The organism is Sulfurihydrogenibium azorense Az-Fu1 (genome assembly GCF_000021545.1).
Taxonomy (GTDB): Bacteria; Aquificota; Aquificia; order Aquificales; family Hydrogenothermaceae; genus Sulfurihydrogenibium; species Sulfurihydrogenibium azorense.
On record NC_012438.1, the window covers coordinates 607,830 to 628,504 of the forward strand.

Here is a 20,675-nt window from a genome sequence, read left to right on the forward strand (position 1 = left end):
TTATGAAAAAGTTAGTTATGTGGCTTAACGAAGTAGGTATGGAAGATATAGAACTTGTTGGTGGTAAGAATGCTTCTTTAGGTGAGATGATCAAAGGTCTTTCTTCCATCGGAATCAAAGTTCCTATGGGTTTTGTTGTTACGTCGGCGGCTTACTGGTATTTTGTTGATTACAACAACCTTAGAGACAAAATTAAAGAAATTTTAACAGGCTTAGACCCAAATAATATTGAAGACTTATCTAAAAGAGGTCTCACAATAAGAGAGCTTATAAAAGGTGGAACATTTCCTGAAGATCTAAAAAATGAGATTTTAAAAGCTTATGAAGATTTAAGTAAGATGTACAACCAATTTAGAGTAGATGTTGCTGTAAGGTCTTCTGCTACAGCCGAGGACTTACCAAACGCATCTTTTGCAGGTCAGCAGGATACATACCTTAACATAAAAGGAGACGAGACTTTACTTTCTGCTATAAAAAGCTGTTTTGCATCTTTATTTACAGATAGAGCTATCTCTTACAGAGAGGCTTTTAAGTTTGACCACTTTGCAATAGGTCTTGCAGTTGGCGTTCAAAAGATGGTTAGGTCAGACCTTGCTTCTTCTGGTGTATCTTTCTCAATAGACTCTGATAGTGGATTTAAAGATGTAGTTCTTATAAACGCATCTTACGGACTTGGTGAGATGGTCGTTCAAGGAGCTGTTACTCCTGATGAGTTTTTAGTATTCAAACCAACTTTAAAAGAAGGTTATGAAGCTATTATAGAGAAAAAGTTAGGTAGGAAAACCCACAAGATGGTTTACGGAACAACTCCAGATGAAAGAACAAAGATAGTAGCTGTTTCAAAAGAAGAACAGATGAAATTTTCTCTTACTGACGAAGAAGTTTTAAAACTTGCAAGATGGGTTATGGCAATTGAAGAGTATTACTCAAATAAGTATGGTAAGTGGACTCCAATGGACGTAGAATGGGCAAAGGATGGAGAATTAAACGAGCTGTTTATAGTCCAAGCAAGACCAGAAACAGTCCACTCTCAAAAAGACCATTCTAAAATAATTACTTATAAAATAACAGAACCTTACGAATCAAGGATAAATAAAAGAATAGTAGAAGGAATAGCTGTTGGAGATAAAGTAGCCTTTGGTAAAGTTAGAATACTCCACGATTTAGAAGATGCAAAAGACTTTCAACCTGGCGAAGTATTAGTTACAGATATGACAGACCCTGACTGGGAACCTATAATGAAAAAAGCAGCTGCAATAGTGACTAACAAAGGTGGGAGAACTTGTCATGCAGCAATTGTTGCAAGAGAGTTAGGTGTTCCAGCAGTTGTAGGGACTGGTAATGCAACTGAGGTCCTAGAAAACGGTGATGAAGTAACTGTATCATGTGCTGAAGGTGAAAGAGGATATGTGTATAGAGGAAAAATTGAATATGAGGTAGAAGAGTTTGATTTAAGAAATCTCCCAAAAACAAAAACTCCTATTATGATGAATGTTGCATCTCCAGAAGGAGCTTTTGACCTTACCTTTTTACCTAATGCTGGTGTTGGACTTGCAAGGGAAGAGTTTATAATAAATAACTATATATCCATACACCCACTTGCACTTATTAAATTTGATGAAATAAAACAAAAAGACCCTCAGTTGGCAGAAAAGATAGAAGATTTAACATTTGGATATGAAAACAAAGAAGAGTATTACGTTAAAAAACTATCCTACGGTATAGCAAAGATAGCAGCTGCCTTCTATCCAAAACCTGTAATAGTAAGATTCTCTGACTTTAAATCAAACGAGTATGCAAACCTACTGGGAGGAAAATACTTTGAACCAGAAGAAGAAAACCCAATGATAGGTTTCAGAGGAGCTTCAAGATACTACTCAGACTTCTTCAAACCTGCATTTGGTTTAGAGTGTAAAGCTATACTAAGAGTAAGAAATAAAATGGGACTTAAAAACGTTATAGTTATGGTTCCATTCTGTAGAACCCCTGAAGAAGCAAAGAAAGTTTTAGAAGTAATGGAAGAGTATGGTCTTAAAAAAGGAGAAAATGGATTACAAGTTTACGTAATGTGTGAACTTCCATCTAACGTTATACTTGCAGACCAATTTGCAGAGTACTTTGATGGATTTTCTATAGGATCAAATGACTTAACCCAGTTAACTCTTGGATTAGATAGAGATTCATCGCTGGTTGCTCACTTATACGATGAGAGAAACGAAGCTGTCAAAAGGATGATAGCACAGGTTATAAAAGTGGCAAAAGAAAAAGGTAAAAAGATAGGAATATGTGGACAAGGACCATCTGACTATCCAGAGTTTGCACAATTTTTAGTAGAGCAAGGAATAGACACTATCTCTATAAACCCTGACTCAATAGTAAAAACAACAATTGCAATATATGAAATAGAACAAAAGTTAGGAAAATAAATCTAGCAAATTTTCAACGGGGAGTTAAGTCTCCCCTTCTTCTTACAAAATATGTAAACTTTAATAGATTGTAAAATTAAAGTTTCTATACTTTATGTCGAAATAATATTAACAGTGAATTAATGATTAAGAGGAAGTTAAGGTATGATAACTTTGCCTAAAATTAAACTTAGTATGCCTACTTTAAAATTACCAGCTTTTAATTTGAAAAAATCTAGTAAACTTTACAGTGGTATAGAAGTTGATACCGATTATATAAGAGTAGGGATCTTAAAAAAAGAAAATGAGATTATAGAAATCCCTATAATGCCTTTTGAGTTTGAAGTAACCGGAGACAATAGCCAAGATGGTAGAATCTTAAAAGATGAGTTAGAAAGAAGAGGTTTGAAGATAAAATCCGCATCTTTTAGCATACCTATGTCTTCTGTTTTGTATAAAACTTTACACCTTCCCAGAGTGAACGAGAAAGAGTTGGTAGATGCTATAGAATGGAATATAAAAGAAGACATAGAAAATTTTAGAGCAGAAACTCATTATGATTGGGATATTATTTCATCAGATAATGAATTTCTAAATATTTTAGTAGTTATTACTAAAAAGGAAGCTGTAGAAAGAATTATCGAAATTTCACAAGTTTCTGGTGTTGATGTAGATGTTATTGATACTGTAGGTACTTCTTTATTAAATTTAGCATTGTTGCAAAAACAGAAGATTGAAAAGAATAGAGAAGAAAAAAATATATGTGTTATCCATCTTGATAAAAATGACTCATTTATGATCTTTTCTAATGAAAATGTTGTTCTCCAGCCTTTAGACTTTAATCCTAAAGTATATGAAAACTTCAGTCCAGATGAAAAGGAGCAAGAGGTTATAAGACTAATAAACGAGATTAATTACTTTTTCTTAACAATTAACGAACCAAGAATAATATACACATCCGGATACTTTGCAAAGTACCCCGAAATAAAGGCGTACATGCAACTTAAATTTTCTACAAGATTTGTATTAGAAGATTTAGACCCGGTTTTAGCTTTAGGTATCAATTATCAAGGCTCATTCCCCTTAGGGATTTACAATAACGTATTAAGTTTAGCTTATAGAGGTATGCCATGATAAAAATTGATTTAAACCCGAAAAAAAAGAAGAAAGTAACTTCTTTTAAAAAGATATCAGTACCTACTCTGAAACTACCAGAGATTGGAAAAGATAGTTTTTTAATTATAACTATTGCGGGGATGTTTTTTATATTAGCAGAATTTGCATATTTATTTTATTTAAATAGTAGAATATCTCTTTTAAAAGAAAAAAAAATAAAAATAGAATTAGAAATTAGTAAATTAAAGAAATATGAAGAAAAATTAAAAGAATTAGAAAAAACTATTTCTTTGTTAGAACAGCAAAAAGAAAAACTTCTATTGAAAGTAAAAACCTTCGAATATTTATCTCAATATAAAAAACCTTTAACTCCTAAATTAGATTTAATAGTTAAGAATTTACCAGATGGAGTTTGGTTAGACAATTTAGAGTTGAGTTTTGTAGAAGCAAAAGTAAATGGTTATAGTCTAAATCCAGAAAATATAGCTACTTATTATAAAAATCTAAAAATCTTTTATGATACTATTACTTTTAATGGAACTGAAAAAAAAGTATCCTCTATGAATAATTTTTATTATAGCTTTGAATTTAACTTAAAAGGCTTTAAACAAAAATAAGGAGCATACGTATGGATATAAAACAACAATGGGAAATGACTCCAAAATGGCAAAAAATATTCTTGATATTAGTAATATTTGGAGCTATAGCGTATTTAATTTTTATATCCTTCATATCTCAAAAATTAGAAGAATACTCGAACTTGCAGCAAGAAGTAGAAACTTTAGAAAGTAATCTTAATACTCTAAAAGCTATTGCTAATCCACAAAAAGAAAAAGTTCTCAAATTAAAGATAAAGAATATAAAAAATGAAATAGATGAAAATAATGGGAAATTAGAGGTTTTATCAAAAATAATACCTTCTGACCCTAAAATAGAAGAAATCCTAAAAATAATTACAAACTACGCGTTATCATCTGGTTTGATAATTAATGGATTTAAAGTAGAAAAAGAAGAAGATGTTTATTTATTTTATGATAAAGAAAGTGATACTTTAAAGACAATACCAAAAAATCAAGAAAAAGAAAAAAATAAGGAGTCTACTAATCAAATTCCGAAAGAAGCTTTAAATGTAAAAAAAATCTATCTTTCATCAAGTTTTAGTGGAGGAATAGATCAACTTAAAAACCTTTTAAATTATTTATCAAAATCTGAAAGACTTATCATAGTTGAATCATTATCTATTAAAAAAGAGAGTTCCAAATTGTTAAATTTTAATTTAAGCTATGTTATTTACTATATGCCTGAGGAGGTAAATCAATGAAATTAAAGTTTATTCTGTCTATAACGGCTTTTTCCTTTTTAATTGCAAAAGCTGAAAATCTGAATTTGCCACCAATTCAAGATGTAACTCCTTTTGTTGGTTTGGAAAATGCTGTTGGTTATATTCAAAAAGAGAATGGAGAAAAATTTATTGTAGTAGAGACTCCAGAAGGAACAAAGTTAATTAAAGTAAAAGCAAATCCGAAAAAGTTAATAGAAAAATCAGAAATAAAGTAAAATGGAGAGAGTCATGAAGAAAGTGAAAAATTCTTTATTAGCATTAGTAATAGGTTCAGTAACACCATTGTCTTTATCTTTTGCAGAAAAAGTCTCTATAGAACTTAACAATGCTAAGTTATCAACCGTTGTAGATGCTATTTCACAAGTTTCTAGTATAAATATAATTTGGGATAAAGATGCTATAGCACAAAAAGATAAGTTAGTGTACGTATCTATAAAAAAACCTTACGATGCAGAAAAACTTTTAAATTTAATTTTAGTAGAAAATGGACTTATTGCAGTTAGAGAAGGAGATGTTTATAAAATTAGGTTATCTGATGAATATTTTGTATCTATTCCTCCAGAAGTTATAAAAACATTAGGAAAAGATATTTTTGATGAGATTGTTTTAACGATAAAAAAGAACGCTTCTTCATCTGCTTTAATAGAGGCAGATAGAAATACTTACACAGTTTATTTAAAAGATAAAAAAGATAACGTTTATAAAATAAAGAATATAGTTTCAGCGTATTTAGATACTTTGAAAAAACAAACTGAAGAAATTGCAAAATTACAAAAAGAGCAAGGTCAATTTGTAAAAAAAGAGTTTAATATATCTTATGAAAATTACAAATTAATTGAAGATAAAATTATTGAAAATATTGGTCCTTTTGGTAGATATAATTATGACAAGGAAAAAGGGATCTTAACTATTTTAGATACAAAGGATAACATTCTTAATATCACGAGAGTCATTGGGAAGGCAACAAAAGAAAAAATTGAGACAAAATGTTTTTATGCTAGAGGGCTTGAGCCTGGAGAAATTATTATGAATATTAAAGAAAATTATTTATCAGAAAATGGAACTGTAATATTTAAATCTAAAGAAGCTTTGGAAATTGGGGGAACAGAAACAAGACAATTATCTACAACAGGCGGGACTCAGACAGGTATAGCAGGTTTAACTAAATCAACTTCTCAACCAGCAACAATAATAACATCATTACCTAAGATATGTATTACCGATAAACCAGATATTATAGAGAAGATAAAATATAGATTCTCTGACTATCTTTTAGATAGACCATATCAAATATCTATTGAAGCAAGAATTGTTCAAATAAGTAGTAAAAATGTAAAAGATTTAGGTATTCAATGGGGTGGATTAGCATCTAATATTGATAATAATAATACTAAAATAATAGCTGGGACTAACTCTACAAGTTATTTAGCTAACTATAGACCTGGTAGTGCTTATGCAGTTGATTTTCCAGCAGTGCAATCAAAAATTCCTGGTGGTTTTTCATTAGGCTTTATTTTGGGAGGAACTCAAAACTTTTTGGATATTAGACTTTCAGCTTTACAAAGTATTGGAAAATCTAAAATTTTATCAAAACCATCAGTTATAACAATAGATGGGGAAACAGCAGAAATTTCACAAGGTTATGAAATACCTTATACAACAGCTGTAGCTGCGGGTGGTGGAACTGTTTCATCAGTGTCATTTAAAAAAGCAGTCTTAAAATTAAATGTAACTCCAAGAACTACAGCGGATGGAAACATTATTATGGATTTAATTATAACTCAGGATATACCAGATTTTAAAAACCTATTACTTGGTAATCCACCTATACAAACAAAGACTGTAACTAGTAAAGTTGTTGCAAAAGATGGTTCAGTTGTAGTGATAGGTGGTATTTTAGAAAAAACAGAAGATACTCAAACATCTGGTGTGCCTGGATTAATGAATATCCCAATTCTTGGAAATCTATTTAAAGAAAACTTTAAACAAGATACTTCAACAGAGTTACTTATTTTCCTATCTCCAAAAATCGTATACGAATAAAATCATTCTCTCCACTTTATGGAACAGCCCATAGAAGGATATTGAACTGGGTCTATGGGTTTTCCTTCTGCTAAGTTTGTTATGGCTTCTTTTAACTCCTCTCTTGTTACTTTTGTTTCATCTTGCCAGTTATCGTCTATTCTTCCATGGTATACAAGTTTATGTTGTTTATCAAATAGGTATATATCAGGAGTACATTGAGCTTTGAATAATTTTGCAACTTCTTGAGTTTCATCTACAAGGTAGGGAAAAGGTATTCCCCATTCTTTAATCTTTTCTATCATCTTTTCTGGAGCATCGTCAGGATAGTTTGGATGGATGTTTGGATTTATTGCAACAGTATTTATTCCAAGTTGTTTAGCGTATTGAGATAGTCTTATGAGTCTTGGCCATACTGCAATAGCGTATGGGCAGTGATTACAGGTAAACACTACTAACAGTCCTTTCTCTCCGTAAAGCTCATCACTTTTGTATAAATTTCCAAAAGGGTCTTTCAGCTCAAAATCCGGCATTTTACTTCCAAGAGGAATATCTATAGAGTATGTTAAAGCCATCTTTTATTCCTCCTTACTGACAAATTTTAAGTCTATTTTTTTACTATCTTCATCTACTTTTACTATTTTAACTTTTACTTTATCTCCAAGTCTAAATCTCATTTTTTCTCCAATCATTTGGTGATTTTTTTCATCGTATTTCATCTTTTCTGGTAGGTCAGATATAGGTATAAGGCCTTCTATTATGTATCTTTCTATCTCTACAAACAAACCAAAAGGCATTACACCAGTTATTATTCCTTCAAATTTTTCTCCAATTTTTTCTTTTAGTATTCTAAGTTTTAGTATATCAAGGGCATCTCTCTCTGCATCATCTGCAACTCTTTCGGCTTGTGAACATTGCTGTGCTATAATCTCTAGTTTTTTAGGTAATTCTTCTAAATCTTTTTTTGTAAATTTTTTCTTGATAGCTTTTTTAAGCAGTCTATGAACCCAAACGTCTGCATACCTTCTTATTGGAGAGGTAAAGTGAGTATAACACTCCGAAGCAAGTCCAAAGTGTCCGATATTATAAGGGGAGTATTTTGCTTGTTTCATCGTTCTTAAAGCTAAAAATCTCACTAAAGACTCTTCTGGAGTACCGACTGCCATCTCTATAAGCTTTTGTATAAATTTTGGCTCTACTTCTCCTTTTGGATATTCTACTTTATAACCTAATCCTGCCATTATATCTACAAAAGCGTTTACTTTTTCAATCTTTGGCTTTTCATGGACTCTGTAGATGAATGGAAGGTTGAGTTTTTCCATATGTCTTGCTACTGTTTCGTTTGCTATAATCATAAACTCTTCTATTATTCTATGAGCTAAATGTCTTTCGTAAGGGACTACGTCGTATGGGTCTCCCTTTTCGTCAAATAGTATTTGAGATTCAGGCATATCAAAATCTATACTTCCTCTTTCTTCTTTTGCTTTCATGAGTATTTTAGCAAGTTCTTCCATATGTTTTAGCGGTTCTACTAAATCTGGAAAAGCTTTTACATGTTCTGGCTCTCCAAGTATTATTGCTAGTGCTTGGTCATAAGTTAACTTTGCTTTACTTTCTATAACGCTTTCATAGATTTTATAATCTATAACTTCTCCTTTTTTGTTTATTAACATTTCACAGGTAAATGCGTATTTTCTCTCAAAAGGTCTAAGACTACAAAGGTTAGATGCAAGCCTTTCAGGTAGCATGTGTAATGCTCTTTCTGGAAGGTAGTAAGTATTTCCTCTTTGGAATGCTTCCCTATCTATTGCAGAACCTTCTTTTACATAGTAAGAAACGTCTGCTATGTGAACGTAGAGTCTGTAGTTTTCTCCCTCTTTTTCTATCGCTACTGCATCGTCATGGTCTCTTGCACTTTCAGGGTCTATTGTGAAACATATCTGTTTTGTTAAATCTTTTCTATTTTTTGTTATTTTGACAGTTGAAGGTAAGCTTTCAGCTTCTTTTATTGCTTCTTCACTGTGGGTTAAAGGTAAATCGTATTTTCTCGCTACTATCTCTGCAACTGTCTGGGTATTTTTAACATTTCCAAGGTCTTTAATTATTCTTCCTTTCGCTTCTACTTTTCTGGCAGGATACTGGGTTATCTCAACAACTACGTAGTTATCCAGTGGATACTTTTTAGCTTCTTTTTTATTTATATAGATTTTATGTGGTATTACAAAATCTAAAAGGTGAACAAAGTATCTATTTTTTTCTTTTTTAAGTTTACCGACAGCTGTTTTGACTCTTCTTTCTAAGACCTTTACTATTTTAGCTTCTTTTTTTCCTTTATATATCTTTTCTTCTGCTAAAACTATGTCTCCGTCAAAAAGATAATCCATTTCAATAGGAGGAATAAATAGGTCTGGCTCTCCGTCTTCTCTTATTAAAAATCCAAATCCACTTTCGTGAGCTTCTACTTTACCTTTTATTAAATTTTTCTCTTCTTGTAGCTGAGGTTTTAGTTTGTAGAGACCTTTTGAGTAAACTACAGTTTTGTTTTTCTGTAGTTTTTTTAGTATCTTTTTCAGTTGCTTTTCTTCTTTTTTTTCTAAATTAAAACTTTTAGATATTTGTTTGAAAAATAAACCTTTTTTATTTCTTTTTAATAATTCTAAAACCTTTTCTTGTGTTAATTCCAATACTTCCCCCTCTTATAGGTTATTTATGTAATTTTTTAATTCTTCTAAAGTAGACACTTTTATAACAGTTCTGTAGATGTTTTTTAGTACTTCAACAGATTTTATACTTTCTATTTTTGTATTGATATCTTCCATAACTTCTCCAAATTTTATTTCTATAGCTTCCTTTATATCATCTTTAAGCTGCTTTTTAATACCTTCTTCTATTCCTTGCTGTAATCCTTCTATTCTCCATTTTTCTGTTAAGGTCATCATTTTTTCTTTCCCTCCTACTTCTTCAAGGATGTTTTCAACAGTTTTTAGATCTTTCTTTGCAAGTGCAATATAGTTAATAATAATATAAATACAATCTTTTGTTTCTGCAACAAGTAAATTTCTTAGAATAGGTTTCAGGTCGTTGAAATCCTTAAAAATATTCTTTAATGTTAATATAGCTGATAATAGACAAATATCGTCGTAAAATTCTTTAACTATTCTCTTAGAGCTTATCTTATTTAAGTCCACCAAAATGTAATCCAATGAATGGATTAATAATCTTGTATTGGGTGGATAAGGTTTTAAATCTGGTATAGATTTAGGAATGTTCCAGTCTTTACTTCCATGATAAAAGACTATAGGGATTACTGGTGTATATAGTCTATTATTTTTTCATCTTCTTCCATTATTGACGCTTTATAGTATACTATCTGTGAAGGTGTTCTTTTATCTGGGTAAGATTTATGTTCAAAAACGAAGTAAAGTATAGCGTTGTTATTCGGTGATTTTGTATTTAGTTTACACTCAAAGGATAAATCTAAGAAAAATTTTTCTCTTTTAACGCTTTGTTTTTCAGTAGGTAAAAGTTTTAAAGAGTTTGGTTTTATTATCTTGTAAAGGTTGGGTAGAAAACCTTTTAAAAATCTTTCTGTGTTTTCTTCCTTAGAGAAGATTGTTTTAAAAAACCAGTCGTGAGGGGATTTTTCAATTGACATTCAAAACCTCTTTTAGTATATCTACAGCTTCATCTACCTCTTTTTCAGTTATTATTAGTGGTGGGACGAATCTGAGGGTGTTTTCTCCTGCAGTTCCCACTATTAAACCTTTTTCCAAGGTTTTTTTCATAACTTCTTTGGCGGATATACTTTGTGGTAAGTCCATACCTACCATAAGACCTAAACCTTTTACAGGATATCCAAATATTTTTAAAGCCTCTTTTAGATACTCTCCTACCTTTTGTACTCTATCTAAAAATCCTTCTGATAGTACTTCTTCTAAAACTACTTTTGCTGCAACTGTTGACAGGTAGTTTCCTCCAAATGTAGATGCGTGAGTCCCGGGAACAAAGGATTTAGCTATATCATCTTTTGCTATAATAGCTCCTATAGGTACTCCTCCACCAAGTCCTTTAGCCAGAGAAATAATATCAGGTTGTATATCAAAATGCTGATATGCGAATAGTTTTCCTGTTCTTCCTATTCCTGTTTGAACTTCATCGACTGTAAAGAGTATATCATTTTCTTTACAAAGTTTGTAAAGTTCCTTTATAAACTCCTTATTAGCTGGGTTTACACCACCTTCTCCTTGAACCAACTCTATTAAAATGGCAGCTGTTTTGTCTGTTATAAGATTTTTAACTGAATCTATATCGTTAAATTTTGCGTATTTAAACCCTTCTACAAGTGGATAAAAACCTTCATGATACTTAGGCTGGGCTGTTGCTGTAACTGTTGCAAGTGTTCTTCCGTGGAAGCTTCCTTCAAAGGTTATTATTTCGTATCTTTCTTGTTTTTTATCGTAGAAGTATCTTCTTACAAGTTTAATAAGGGCTTCGTTGCTTTCTGCTCCAGAGTTGCAGAAAAATACCTTCCCTCCAAAGCTATTTTCAGATAGTATCTTTGCAACTTCTATTTGGGGTTTTATGTAGAATAAGTTTGATATGTGTATTATTTTACTTGCTTGTTCACAGATGGCTTTTGTAAGTTTAGGGTGGTTATAGCCAAGGGCATTTACAGCTATTCCTGACAACATATCTAAGTATTTTTTTCCTTTATCGTCGTAAAGGTAGCAACCTTCTCCCTTCTCAAAAAAATAGGGTAATCTTCCGTAGTTTTGAAAAAGGTATTTACTTGCTTTTTCTATCAATCTACTCCTCCGTCTGTTTTTTAAGAACTGCTATATGAATAAGTCCTAATAATTTTGATTGGTAAAAATGTGTAGTAAATCCATTTGATTTGAAAAACTCTAATAACTCTTGTTTTGTTATACTGTTTTTAATAGACTCTACAAAGTAATCCCACTCTTGTTTTGAAAATATTAATCTGCCTATAGGTCTAAACATCTTGTCTGTAAATAAAAGTATAAGGTTGTATAAAATCTTACTTCTTGGTTTTGCAATTTCTAATATTGATACGTATCCATCTTTTTTTAGGACATATTTTAACTGGTTTGTAATCTCTAAAGCTGGAAGATGTCTAAAAACAAGAGAAAAGTAAACGTTGTCTAAAGATTTTTCTTTAAAGGGGAGTTTTAATGCATCTGATTTTAAAAAGAGAATGTTTTCACCGCCTATTTTTGATTTTGCTACTTTCAGCATATTAAAAGAGATATCAAGAGCGTATATGTAAGAATTTTTATCTATCTTTTGATTTATCTTTTTTACTATCTCACCTGTTCCTGTGCCTATATCTAGAATGTACTTGCCGTTAGGTGTGGCATTTATTAATGTTTCTTGCCATTTATTTATCTTACTAAATGTAGCAAAGTTTAAAAATTTATCGTAAGATCTGTGTACACTATCAAATATTTTTTCTGCTACACTTTTTTCCATTTTGTTCCAAATGGGGTGTCTTCTATTACTATCCCTTTTTCAGCTAATTTATCTCTTATTGTGTCTGCAATGGAAAACTGTTTTTCTTTTCTTGCTTTGTCCCTTACTTCTATAAGTATGTTTATTAGGTCTTCATCTAACTTTTCTTCTTGTTTTTCTACTTTTATTTCTTCAGTTTTTACACAAGGTTGTAAGCTGTCAAAAAGTCCAAAAATATCTCTACATATATTGTGAAGTGTGTCTGCAGCTTCTTTGTATGATTGAAGGGCTTTTTTTGATATTCCTCCTTGTTTTATAGCTTTATCTTTCAGTATATTCATCTGTCTTACAAGTCCAAATAAAGATGCCAGAGCTTCTGGTGTGTTAAAGTCATCACTCATTGCAGAGTAAAACCCAGACTGGGCTTTCTGGATTTCAGTGTATAAATCCTCTTCAAAGTTTTCGTCAGTAGGGAGTTTTTGTAGTATCTCATATTCCTGTATAGCGTTTTTTAATCTTTCATAGGCTTTTTTTGTTTCTTCCATCTTATCCCAAGAAAAGTCAAGGGGACTTCTGTAATGTACTGATAATACAAGGAGTCTTAATATATCCGGTTCGTACTTTGAGTAAATCTCTTTTAGAGTAACGTAGTTTCCTAAAGACTTTGACATTTTTTGACCATTTACAGTGACAAGTCCGTTGTGTATCCAGTACCTTGCAAATGGTTTTCCTGTTAAGCTTTCAGCTTGAGCTATCTCGTTTTCGTGGTGTGGGAAAGTTAAATCAAGACCACCGCCGTGTATGTCTATTGTTTCTCCTAAATGTTTAAATATCATTGCACAACATTCTGTATGCCATCCTGGTCTACCTTTTCCCCATGGAGACTCCCAGTATGGTTCTCCTGCCTTTGCTGACTTCCACAGAGCAAAATCAAGAGGGTCTTTTTTCTTTTCTCCCGGTTCTATTCTTGCACCTGCCAAAAGTTCATCTATACTTCTTTTCGATAACTTTCCGTAATCTTTAAACTTCCTAACAGAAAAGTACACATCCCCATCAACTTCGTAGGCATAGCCTTTGTCTATAAGTTCTTGAATAAACTTAATAATATCGGGAATGTGGGTTGTTACTCTTGGCTCTATGTCTGCAGGTTCTATTCTAAACTTTTCTGCATCGTCAAAGTACTCTTTTATATATTTGTCTGATATTACTGTAAAGGGAACACATTCGTTTTTTGCTCTATTTATAATCTTATCATCAACGTCTGTAAAGTTTCTTACAAAGATTACATTGTATCCTAAGTATCTTAGATATCTTCTAATCATATCAAAGACTATAAGACTTCTTCCATGTCCTACGTGGTTATAATCGTAAACTGTAACGCCACAGGTGTATATCTTTACTTGTGGTGGCTTTATGGGTGCAAAATCCTCTTTTTTTCCTGTTAGAGTGTTGTATATCTTTAAACTCATAGGTAGCGGCTCCTGATTTAAATTATAAAAAAATTTTATCACACTTACTCTTTTGATTCCCGTTTAGATATAAGCCAAAATACAACTCCAAGAGAAAGTATTACAGCACTGTAAGACAATAGGTCTATAGCTTTCTTTTCTGAATCACTTCCTAAAGATGCTATAAACAGTTTTCTTATTATTGCAGCTAAAGCAATACCTACAAACACAGTTATAGCAAATCTACCACCTTTAAGGTGCCTTAATTCTTCTGTCATAAGTTCTCCAACAGCCCAAAGGATTAGTAAACTACCTAAAATAGCTAAAATACCTTCTTCCAGTTCAACAATGTTAAAAGTAAGTTTATATAAATCGTATCCAAAAAGGAAAAATACTGACAGAGCTACTATAACTAAAGCTATCAAAATAAAAAGGTCTATAACATCGGAAAACTTTTTAGCAAACCCATATATCTTTTTTTCCATTTTTGTCATTTCAGCATACTTTGAAAGTTCTTCTTCTCTGTAAGAAACAGTTAAAATATCGAGGTTAATATCAAGGAGTTTTCCTACAGAAGCTACGTAAGCGTTCCTTTCTTTCCTATCTTCTACCTCTTTATCAATAACATCGATTATGTATCTTCTTATAAAGTTCATACTGGCGTTTACATAATGAGTAGGGAGTCCTATCTTAACATGTGTCTCCCCTATTTTCCTTAATTTTAAAAAGTACTCTAAATCGTAATTTCCACTGAAAAGGTCTAAAAACCACTTTTTTACTTTTTCTCTATGTCTTTTTATAACTTCTTCATTTTTTAAAAAATTTTTTGCTTGAGGAAATCTTAATATAAAGTCGTAGAATTTTTCTATAAAATCGTCAACGTACCTTTCAAATATAGGTTTAAGTTTTACTATATTCCTTACATCTTCCTCTGTAAATTGAAAATCCTTTTTTATCTGGGAAAACTCTTCAATCATAGCACAGCTCCCTTTTTTATAAAATTATATCACTTGAATTTAAATTTTTGTAAGCATATATTTACAAATATATTATTATGAGGATTGAGATGGAAGAAAAAGAATGTTTAAAGTGTGGTAGTAAAATAGATTTGAAAGAAGACCCTAATATCCCCGATATTTACTTTTGTGCTGTGTGCTGGGAAGAGAGAGAAAAAACTGAAATAAATGAAAAATGGGGTTATGATGAATCTCTTCCAGACGATGGTTAAAAATAAAAGAAAAATTTTGGTTGTTTTTCTGTTTGCTATCGTATTTAACGCTTTTCATGACTATTTTCTTCAGGCATTAGATGATAAAAAAATAGATGTAGTACTTCTTGAAGATGTGCATCACAGCTGTGATAAAAATGTAGATATTCATAAAGTTTTACACTCTCCATTTTTAGTTTTAAATAACCAGATTAAAATAGATTTTGATAAAGAATTGTCAAAAAATATATACTCTCCAACTTTAACTCTCAAACCTTCTGTGAAAGAAATCTTTAAACCCCCAATTTTTCTATATAACTAATCAATTTTAGTCTCAATCTCAAATAAATCAGGAGGTTTAAAATGCATTACGTTATTTTTATACTAATATTTTTTGTATTTGCCAAAGCAGAGACTTTTGATGAAATTGTAAGCAGAATTGATAACAATCCTTACATCTTAAGCAACAAAAGTTTAGTTGAGTCTTACGAAGGAAAAATCATAAAAGCCAAATCTTTTTCTAATCCAGACGGATACATACAGTTTGGAAGACTTGTAGGAGGAAACTCTTCTGCTACAATTACAGAGTTTTACATATCACAACCACTAAAACTTTACAATCAGAGAAAGTATAACATAGAATCTGCTGTAAGTGAGAAGCTGTATCAGTCTTTACAGTTTGATTCTTTTAAAAGAAAGTATTTATCAGTATTATATCAATCATTCTATGAAGCACTCTATAACAAAGAGCTTTTAAAAATAGCCGAAAATGAGGCTAACTTGTCTAAAGAGTTTTTTAACTTTACAGAAAAAGTTTATAAGTTAGGAGAAGCTTCTAAACTTGACTTTCTTAAAGCCCAAAGAGAATACCAGCTTTCAATTTCAAAGTTAAATCAGCAAAAATTACTTTATCTTGAAAGTCTTAAAAGTTTGTCTTCTTTGGTCGGGTATGAAATTAAAGACGTAGAAGGAGATTTTTATCATGTTAGAGACATTAAAACAATAGATTTTTTATCCCTTCCAGAAATTAAAAGCTTTGATGAGAAGATAAAATCCCTACAAGCTTTAGAAAAGTATTATAAAGCATTGTCTTATCCACAGATTAGCGTAGGAGTAATAGCTAAAGAATACTCTAATGACAAGTATGAAAGTGGCTTAGTAGTTAACTTTACATTACCTGTCTTTTACAGAAACCTTGGTGAGATAGTGTCTGTAAAAAATCAAAAAGCAAGCTATACTTCTTTAAAAGATTACACAGTAAACAGTCTAAAAATTAAGTATTCATCTATTTTAGAAAGCTACAAATCTGACCTTGATTTAATCTCCCAACTTAACGAGAGTATTGAGACTGCTAAAAACGAGTTAAACTTAGCAGAAAAAAGTTATAAGTTAAAAACAATCTCTCTTTTTGAATTTTTCAATATAAAAGCCCTTTATTTTGAGACTTTGAAATACAAACTGGAGATTTACAAACACTTACATCAGCTTTATAGCAAATACTTAGAAATAGGAGGTTCATTATGAAAAATGTACTTTTATTAATTGCTTTTCTATTTTCTTTTAGCTTTTCTCAAGAAGTTGTTGTAAGTAAAGATAAAGCTGAAAAACTTGGTATAAAAACTACAGCTGTAAAGTACAAAGAGATTTTTATAACAAAAACCTATCCAGCTGTGGTAAACGAAAACCCTACACTTTCTTACAGTGTCTCTTCAAGTGTAGATGGTATTGTTGAAAATCTGTATGTAAAACAAGGGGATACTGTTAAAAAAGGTCAAGTTTTACTCACTGTATACTCTCCTAAAATAGCAGATATTCAAGCAAACATAGAAATGGCAAAAGTTAAAGTGGATACTGCAAGACAAGTTTTAGAGAGAGAAGAGATGCTTTATAAAGAGGAAGTTATTCCATACGTTAGGTATTACAATGCAAAGATAGAGTATCAAAAAGCAGTTGGTGAGTTAAACGCTTTAAGAAGAATACTTTCTTCTTATGGAGAAATTAAAGGGAACTCTGTCGTTTTAAGGAGTAAAGTAAATGGTTTTGTAGCTGATTTAAAAGCTATAAAAGGAAGTCCTGTAAGTTTAGGTCAGGAAATTATGTACATACATTCCCATGAAAGACTTTGGGTTATAGCTCAACTTCCTTTCCAAGATGCTCAAAACTTAAAAATAGGGCAAAAAGTCTATATAAAAACACCCCTTGGAAAAAAAGTTGAAGGAATTCTTACTTACATAAGCCATGATATAGACCCTAAAACAAAAAGAAACGATGTTAGAATAGTGGTTAACAACGTAGGAGATTTATTAAAACCAAACCTCTTTGTAGATGTAGAAATTCCTGTTTCTTCTATGAAAGGTTTAGTTGTACCTTCATCTTCTGTTTTTAGAGAAAATGGTAAAGATTACTGTTTTGTAAAAACAGGGAATAAATTCGTTTTAAGGGAGGTTCAAGTAGGTAGTAGAGATGATAAAGAGGCGGTTGTTTTATCCGGAATAAAAGAAGGTGAGGAGGTTGTTTACAGTAGGGTTATTTTCCTAAGGTCTTCTGTTTTTGGAGGTGGTGGAGAATGATAGATTTAGTGTTAAGGTATAGACTGTTTGTTTTGTTTTTACTTGCTTTAGTAATTTCTTTCGGAATTTACTCTTATAAAACTCTTCCTATAGATACATTCCCAGACCCTACACCTGTTCAAGTAAACATTTACACAGAAGCTCCGGGACTATCTGCAGAAGAAGTAGAATCACTTATAACAAAGAAAATAGAAACAGTTATGTCAGGTATTAAAGATGTAAGTACAGTTAGAAGTGTTTCACTACCCGGGCTGTCTTACATATCTGTATTTTTTAAAGATGGGACAGATATCTACTTTGCAAGAAGGTTGGTTATGGAGAAACTCTCTGATGCCAAATCCCAGATACCTTCCCAGTATAACCCTGTTATGGGACCAAACAGCTCCGGACTTGGAAACGTTCTTATATACGCTTTAACTTCGAAAGATAGACCTTTAACAGATTTAAGGACTATCCAAGAATGGAAGATAAAACCTCTTATAAAATCTGTTGATGGAGTTGAAGAGATAAGCCAGTGGGGTCCTGAGAAGGCCTTTTTAGTAAAGATATACCCTGAAAAACTTCTTGCTTATGGACTTTCTTTTAACGATGTAAGCGATGCAGTAGAAAAATACGGTATAGTAGTCCCTGGAGGTTTTTCAAAAACTTCACAAGGAGATTTGATAGTAAGGGCGGTAAATTACATCACTTCTATAGAAGATATAAAAAATATACCTGTTAAAACTGAAAACGGCTCTTATATTAAACTCTCTGACGTTGCAGACGTTGAAGAAGGAGAAGTTCCAAACAGAAGGGGAGCTTTAACTTTAAACGGTGAAGAAGTCCAAGGTAATATAGTCTTAAAAAGAGTTAACGTAAACACAAAAGACCTTGTTGACAGACTTTACAAACAGTTTGAAGAGATAAAGAAGATACTTCCTAAAGATGTTGACATAAAAATTCTCTATGACCAGTCTTACCTCACCCAAAAAGCCGTTTCAACAGTAGAAAAAGCCTTAATTGAAGGGATTGTTTTAGTTTTTATTGCTATGATTTTCTACCTTGGAAATGTAAGGTCAGCTATATTAGTTGTTCTGTCTATTCCTATCACTCTTTTGATGGCTTTTATTTTTATGAAAGAAGTTGGTCTTTCAGGAAACCTTATGTCTCTATCAGGACTTGCAATAGGGATAGGACTTTTCGCAGACGCAACAGTTGTAGTAGTAGAAAACATTTTTAGACATATGTTCCACGGTAAGGAAGCTTCAAAGTTAGAAGTTATAAGAAACTCTGTTAAAGAAGTTTTTAAACCTGTTGTCTTTGCAATACTAATCATAACAGCCGTTTTCATACCTATATTCAGTTTTGAGTCAGTTGAAGGTAAGTATTATAAGCCTCTTGCCCTTACCATTATATTTGCTCTTATCTCTTCATTAATAGTTGCTTTTATTTTTATGCCTGCTTTGTCCTACTACTTTTTAAATAAACCAAAATCAGAAGAAACAAAAATAATGGAAGTTTTAAACGAAGTTTACCACAAAATATTAAACAAAGCTTTAAAACATGGTAAAGTAGTACTTACGTTTGTAGTTGTTGTCTTTTTATTTTCAGTGTGGCTTTTTACACGGATAGGTACAGAGTTTGCACCAACTTTAAACGAAGGGTCCGTTTTGGTAAAAAGTTTTCTAAATCCAAACGTAAGCCTTGAAGAGGCAAAAAAAGTTGCAAGTATAGTTGAACAAACTGCAAAAGAGTTTCCAGAAGTAGAAAATGCTTTTTCTAACATAGGTAGAGCTGAAAAAGGAGAGCCAGAAGAAGTAAACTACATAGAGACGTTTATCATTCTAAAACCTTACAAAGATTGGAAAAACTTCAAAAAGAGAGAAGAGTTTGAAAATATACTAAGGGAAAAGTTAAAAGATGTTCCAGGAGTTAGTTTTGGATTTACACAACCTATTCAGATGAGGATAGACGAACTTTTATCAGGTGTAAAGTCAACAGTTGCTATAAAAGTTTTTGGAGATGACCTTGACAAGGTAAATCAAATTGGACACAAAATAGAAGAGATTGTAAAAAGTACGAAAGGGGCTGTTGACGTAGAAACAGAAGCCCAATCTGGAAAACTACAGTTAAAGATAACCCCTAAACAGGAGGTTTTGGCCAAGTACAACATTAAACCAGAGGAGCTGTTATCTATAGTTGGTAGATACTTTGCAGGTTATGAAGCAAACTACTTAAAGCAAGGTTTAATAACTTTCCCTATCGTCCTTAGACTTCCTCAAGACACTATAAACAGTATTGAAAAGCTATCCCAAATCCCTATAACAACAAAAGATGGCTATCTTTTAACTTTATCAGAAGCAGCTGATATAGAGATAACAGAAGGTTTTTTCAAGATAAGACACGAAAACGGTTTAAGGTGTGCTTTAGTTCAGTCAAACCTTGAAGGAAGAGATCTTGGAGGATTTATTCAAGAGCTTAAACAAAAAATTGAAAAAGAAGTAAAACTTCCTCAAGGGTACTTTATACAGTTTTCTGGGCAGTTTGAAAATCAAGAAAGGGCAATGAAAAAACTTTCAATAATCATCCCTATCGTTATACTCTTAATATTTATGCTACTTTACTTAAACTATAACTCCTTTAAAGACGCTTTGATAGTTATACTAAACATTCCATTTGCTACAATAGGAGGAATAGTATCTTTATATCTTTCAGGGTTTAACTTATCTGTCCCAGCTGCGATAGGATTTATAGCAGTCTTTGGGATAGCTACTTTAAACGGAGTAGTTTTAATATCTTACATAAAACAGCTTATCACTGAAGGAAAAAACATAGAAGATGCTATTAATTTAGCTACAAAACTAAGGTTAAGACCCATACTAATAACAGCAACAGCTGCATCTTTAGGATTACTTCCAATACTGTTTAGTGGTGATATAGGTTCAGAAACTCAAAAGCCAATAGCTTTTGTTGTTATAGGAGGAATTTTTACCTCTACGATGTTAACTTTACTCATTCTTCCCGTTGTCTATAGGATGTTTAACAATAGGTAGTTAAAAGAGGTGTTTAAATGCTTACAATTACAAAATGGGGAAACTCACAAGGCATTAGGATACC

The 20,675-nt window shown here is 31.7% G+C and carries 19 protein-coding genes; 11 read left to right on the forward strand and 8 right to left on the reverse strand.

Annotated features, from left to right (window positions below):
- Positions 1 to 2 precede the first annotated feature (2 nt).
- The 6 genes from ppsA (at position 3) to SULAZ_RS03305 (ending at position 6,906) form a co-directional block, all read left to right on the forward strand.
- Positions 3 to 2,426, forward strand: coding sequence for a phosphoenolpyruvate synthase (gene ppsA, locus SULAZ_RS03280; protein WP_012674435.1), 2,424 nt, complete (start codon positions 3 to 5; stop codon positions 2,424 to 2,426).
- A 144-nt stretch (positions 2,427 to 2,570) separates the two neighbouring features.
- Positions 2,571 to 3,539, forward strand: a complete 969-nt coding sequence (locus tag SULAZ_RS03285; protein ID WP_012673427.1) for a type IV pilus biogenesis protein PilM — start codon at positions 2,571 to 2,573, stop codon at positions 3,537 to 3,539.
- Positions 3,536 to 4,138 carry a PilN domain-containing protein gene (locus SULAZ_RS03290; RefSeq protein WP_012674706.1) on the forward strand — a complete coding sequence of 201 codons (603 nt, stop codon included), beginning with the start codon at positions 3,536 to 3,538 and terminating at the stop codon, positions 4,136 to 4,138. Before SULAZ_RS03285 ends, SULAZ_RS03290 begins: the two co-directional genes overlap by 4 nt.
- Before the next feature lie 11 nt (positions 4,139 to 4,149).
- A complete protein-coding gene (gene pilO, locus SULAZ_RS03295) occupies positions 4,150 to 4,842 on the forward strand; it encodes a type 4a pilus biogenesis protein PilO (RefSeq protein WP_012673526.1) in 693 nt (230 codons plus the stop codon).
- Positions 4,839 to 5,078 carry a hypothetical protein gene (locus tag SULAZ_RS03300; RefSeq protein ID WP_012674046.1) on the forward strand — a complete coding sequence of 80 codons (240 nt, stop codon included), beginning with the start codon at positions 4,839 to 4,841 and terminating at the stop codon, positions 5,076 to 5,078. Before pilO ends, SULAZ_RS03300 begins: the two co-directional genes overlap by 4 nt.
- A gap of 13 nt (positions 5,079 to 5,091) precedes the next feature.
- A complete protein-coding gene (locus tag SULAZ_RS03305; protein WP_012673748.1) occupies positions 5,092 to 6,906 on the forward strand; it encodes a PilQ in 1,815 nt (604 codons plus the stop codon).
- A 2-nt stretch (positions 6,907 to 6,908) separates the two neighbouring features.
- Here SULAZ_RS03305 and SULAZ_RS03310 read toward each other — a convergent pair whose 3' ends face one another.
- From SULAZ_RS03310 to SULAZ_RS03340, 8 genes are read right to left on the reverse strand one after another with little or no spacing between them, the layout of a single operon-like run.
- Entirely contained in the window at positions 6,909 to 7,460 is a 552-nt protein-coding gene (locus tag SULAZ_RS03310; RefSeq protein WP_012674123.1) for a thioredoxin family protein, read from the reverse strand.
- 3 nt (positions 7,461 to 7,463) lie between these two features.
- Positions 7,464 to 9,569 carry a ribonuclease R gene (gene rnr / locus SULAZ_RS03315; RefSeq protein WP_012675072.1) on the reverse strand — a complete coding sequence of 702 codons (2,106 nt, stop codon included), beginning with the start codon at positions 9,567 to 9,569 and terminating at the stop codon, positions 7,464 to 7,466.
- 12 nt (positions 9,570 to 9,581) lie between these two features.
- A complete protein-coding gene (locus SULAZ_RS09170; protein WP_323145362.1) occupies positions 9,582 to 10,190 on the reverse strand; it encodes an Rpn family recombination-promoting nuclease/putative transposase in 609 nt (202 codons plus the stop codon).
- On the reverse strand, positions 10,190 to 10,540 hold the full coding sequence (locus SULAZ_RS09175) for an Rpn family recombination-promoting nuclease/putative transposase (protein WP_012674212.1): 351 nt from the start codon (positions 10,538 to 10,540) through the stop codon (positions 10,190 to 10,192). Before SULAZ_RS09175 ends, SULAZ_RS09170 begins: the two co-directional genes overlap by 1 nt.
- Positions 10,530 to 11,690: an aspartate aminotransferase family protein gene (locus SULAZ_RS03325; RefSeq protein WP_012674835.1), complete on the reverse strand. Its 1,161-nt coding sequence runs from the start codon at positions 11,688 to 11,690 to the stop codon at positions 10,530 to 10,532. The genes SULAZ_RS09175 and SULAZ_RS03325 overlap by 11 nt, the downstream gene beginning before the upstream one ends.
- A gap of 1 nt (position 11,691) precedes the next feature.
- Entirely contained in the window at positions 11,692 to 12,375 is a 684-nt protein-coding gene (locus SULAZ_RS03330) for a class I SAM-dependent methyltransferase (RefSeq protein WP_012673887.1), read from the reverse strand.
- Positions 12,360 to 13,823, reverse strand: coding sequence for a cysteine--tRNA ligase (gene cysS / locus SULAZ_RS03335; protein WP_012674686.1), 1,464 nt, complete (start codon positions 13,821 to 13,823; stop codon positions 12,360 to 12,362). The genes SULAZ_RS03330 and cysS overlap by 16 nt, the downstream gene beginning before the upstream one ends.
- A 44-nt stretch (positions 13,824 to 13,867) precedes the next feature.
- Positions 13,868 to 14,779: a protoglobin domain-containing protein gene (locus tag SULAZ_RS03340; protein ID WP_012673733.1), complete on the reverse strand. Its 912-nt coding sequence runs from the start codon at positions 14,777 to 14,779 to the stop codon at positions 13,868 to 13,870.
- A gap of 89 nt (positions 14,780 to 14,868) precedes the next feature.
- On the opposite strand from SULAZ_RS03340, the gene SULAZ_RS09010 reads away from it, so the two are divergent.
- From SULAZ_RS09010 to SULAZ_RS03360, 5 genes are read left to right on the forward strand one after another with little or no spacing between them, the layout of a single operon-like run.
- Positions 14,869 to 15,030 (forward strand): hypothetical protein, encoded by a 162-nt coding sequence (locus tag SULAZ_RS09010; RefSeq protein WP_012674454.1) that lies wholly within the window; start codon positions 14,869 to 14,871, stop codon positions 15,028 to 15,030.
- On the forward strand, positions 15,023 to 15,331 hold the full coding sequence (locus SULAZ_RS03345; RefSeq protein ID WP_012673540.1) for a hypothetical protein: 309 nt from the start codon (positions 15,023 to 15,025) through the stop codon (positions 15,329 to 15,331). Before SULAZ_RS09010 ends, SULAZ_RS03345 begins: the two co-directional genes overlap by 8 nt.
- Positions 15,332 to 15,372: 41 nt before the next feature.
- Positions 15,373 to 16,533 (forward strand): TolC family protein, encoded by a 1,161-nt coding sequence (locus tag SULAZ_RS03350; RefSeq protein WP_012674136.1) that lies wholly within the window; start codon positions 15,373 to 15,375, stop codon positions 16,531 to 16,533.
- Entirely contained in the window at positions 16,530 to 17,579 is a 1,050-nt protein-coding gene (locus SULAZ_RS03355) for an efflux RND transporter periplasmic adaptor subunit (RefSeq protein WP_012674459.1), read from the forward strand. The genes SULAZ_RS03350 and SULAZ_RS03355 overlap by 4 nt, the downstream gene beginning before the upstream one ends.
- A complete protein-coding gene (locus tag SULAZ_RS03360; protein WP_012674014.1) occupies positions 17,576 to 20,611 on the forward strand; it encodes an efflux RND transporter permease subunit in 3,036 nt (1,011 codons plus the stop codon). The genes SULAZ_RS03355 and SULAZ_RS03360 overlap by 4 nt, the downstream gene beginning before the upstream one ends.
- Positions 20,612 to 20,675: the final 64 nt, after the last annotated feature.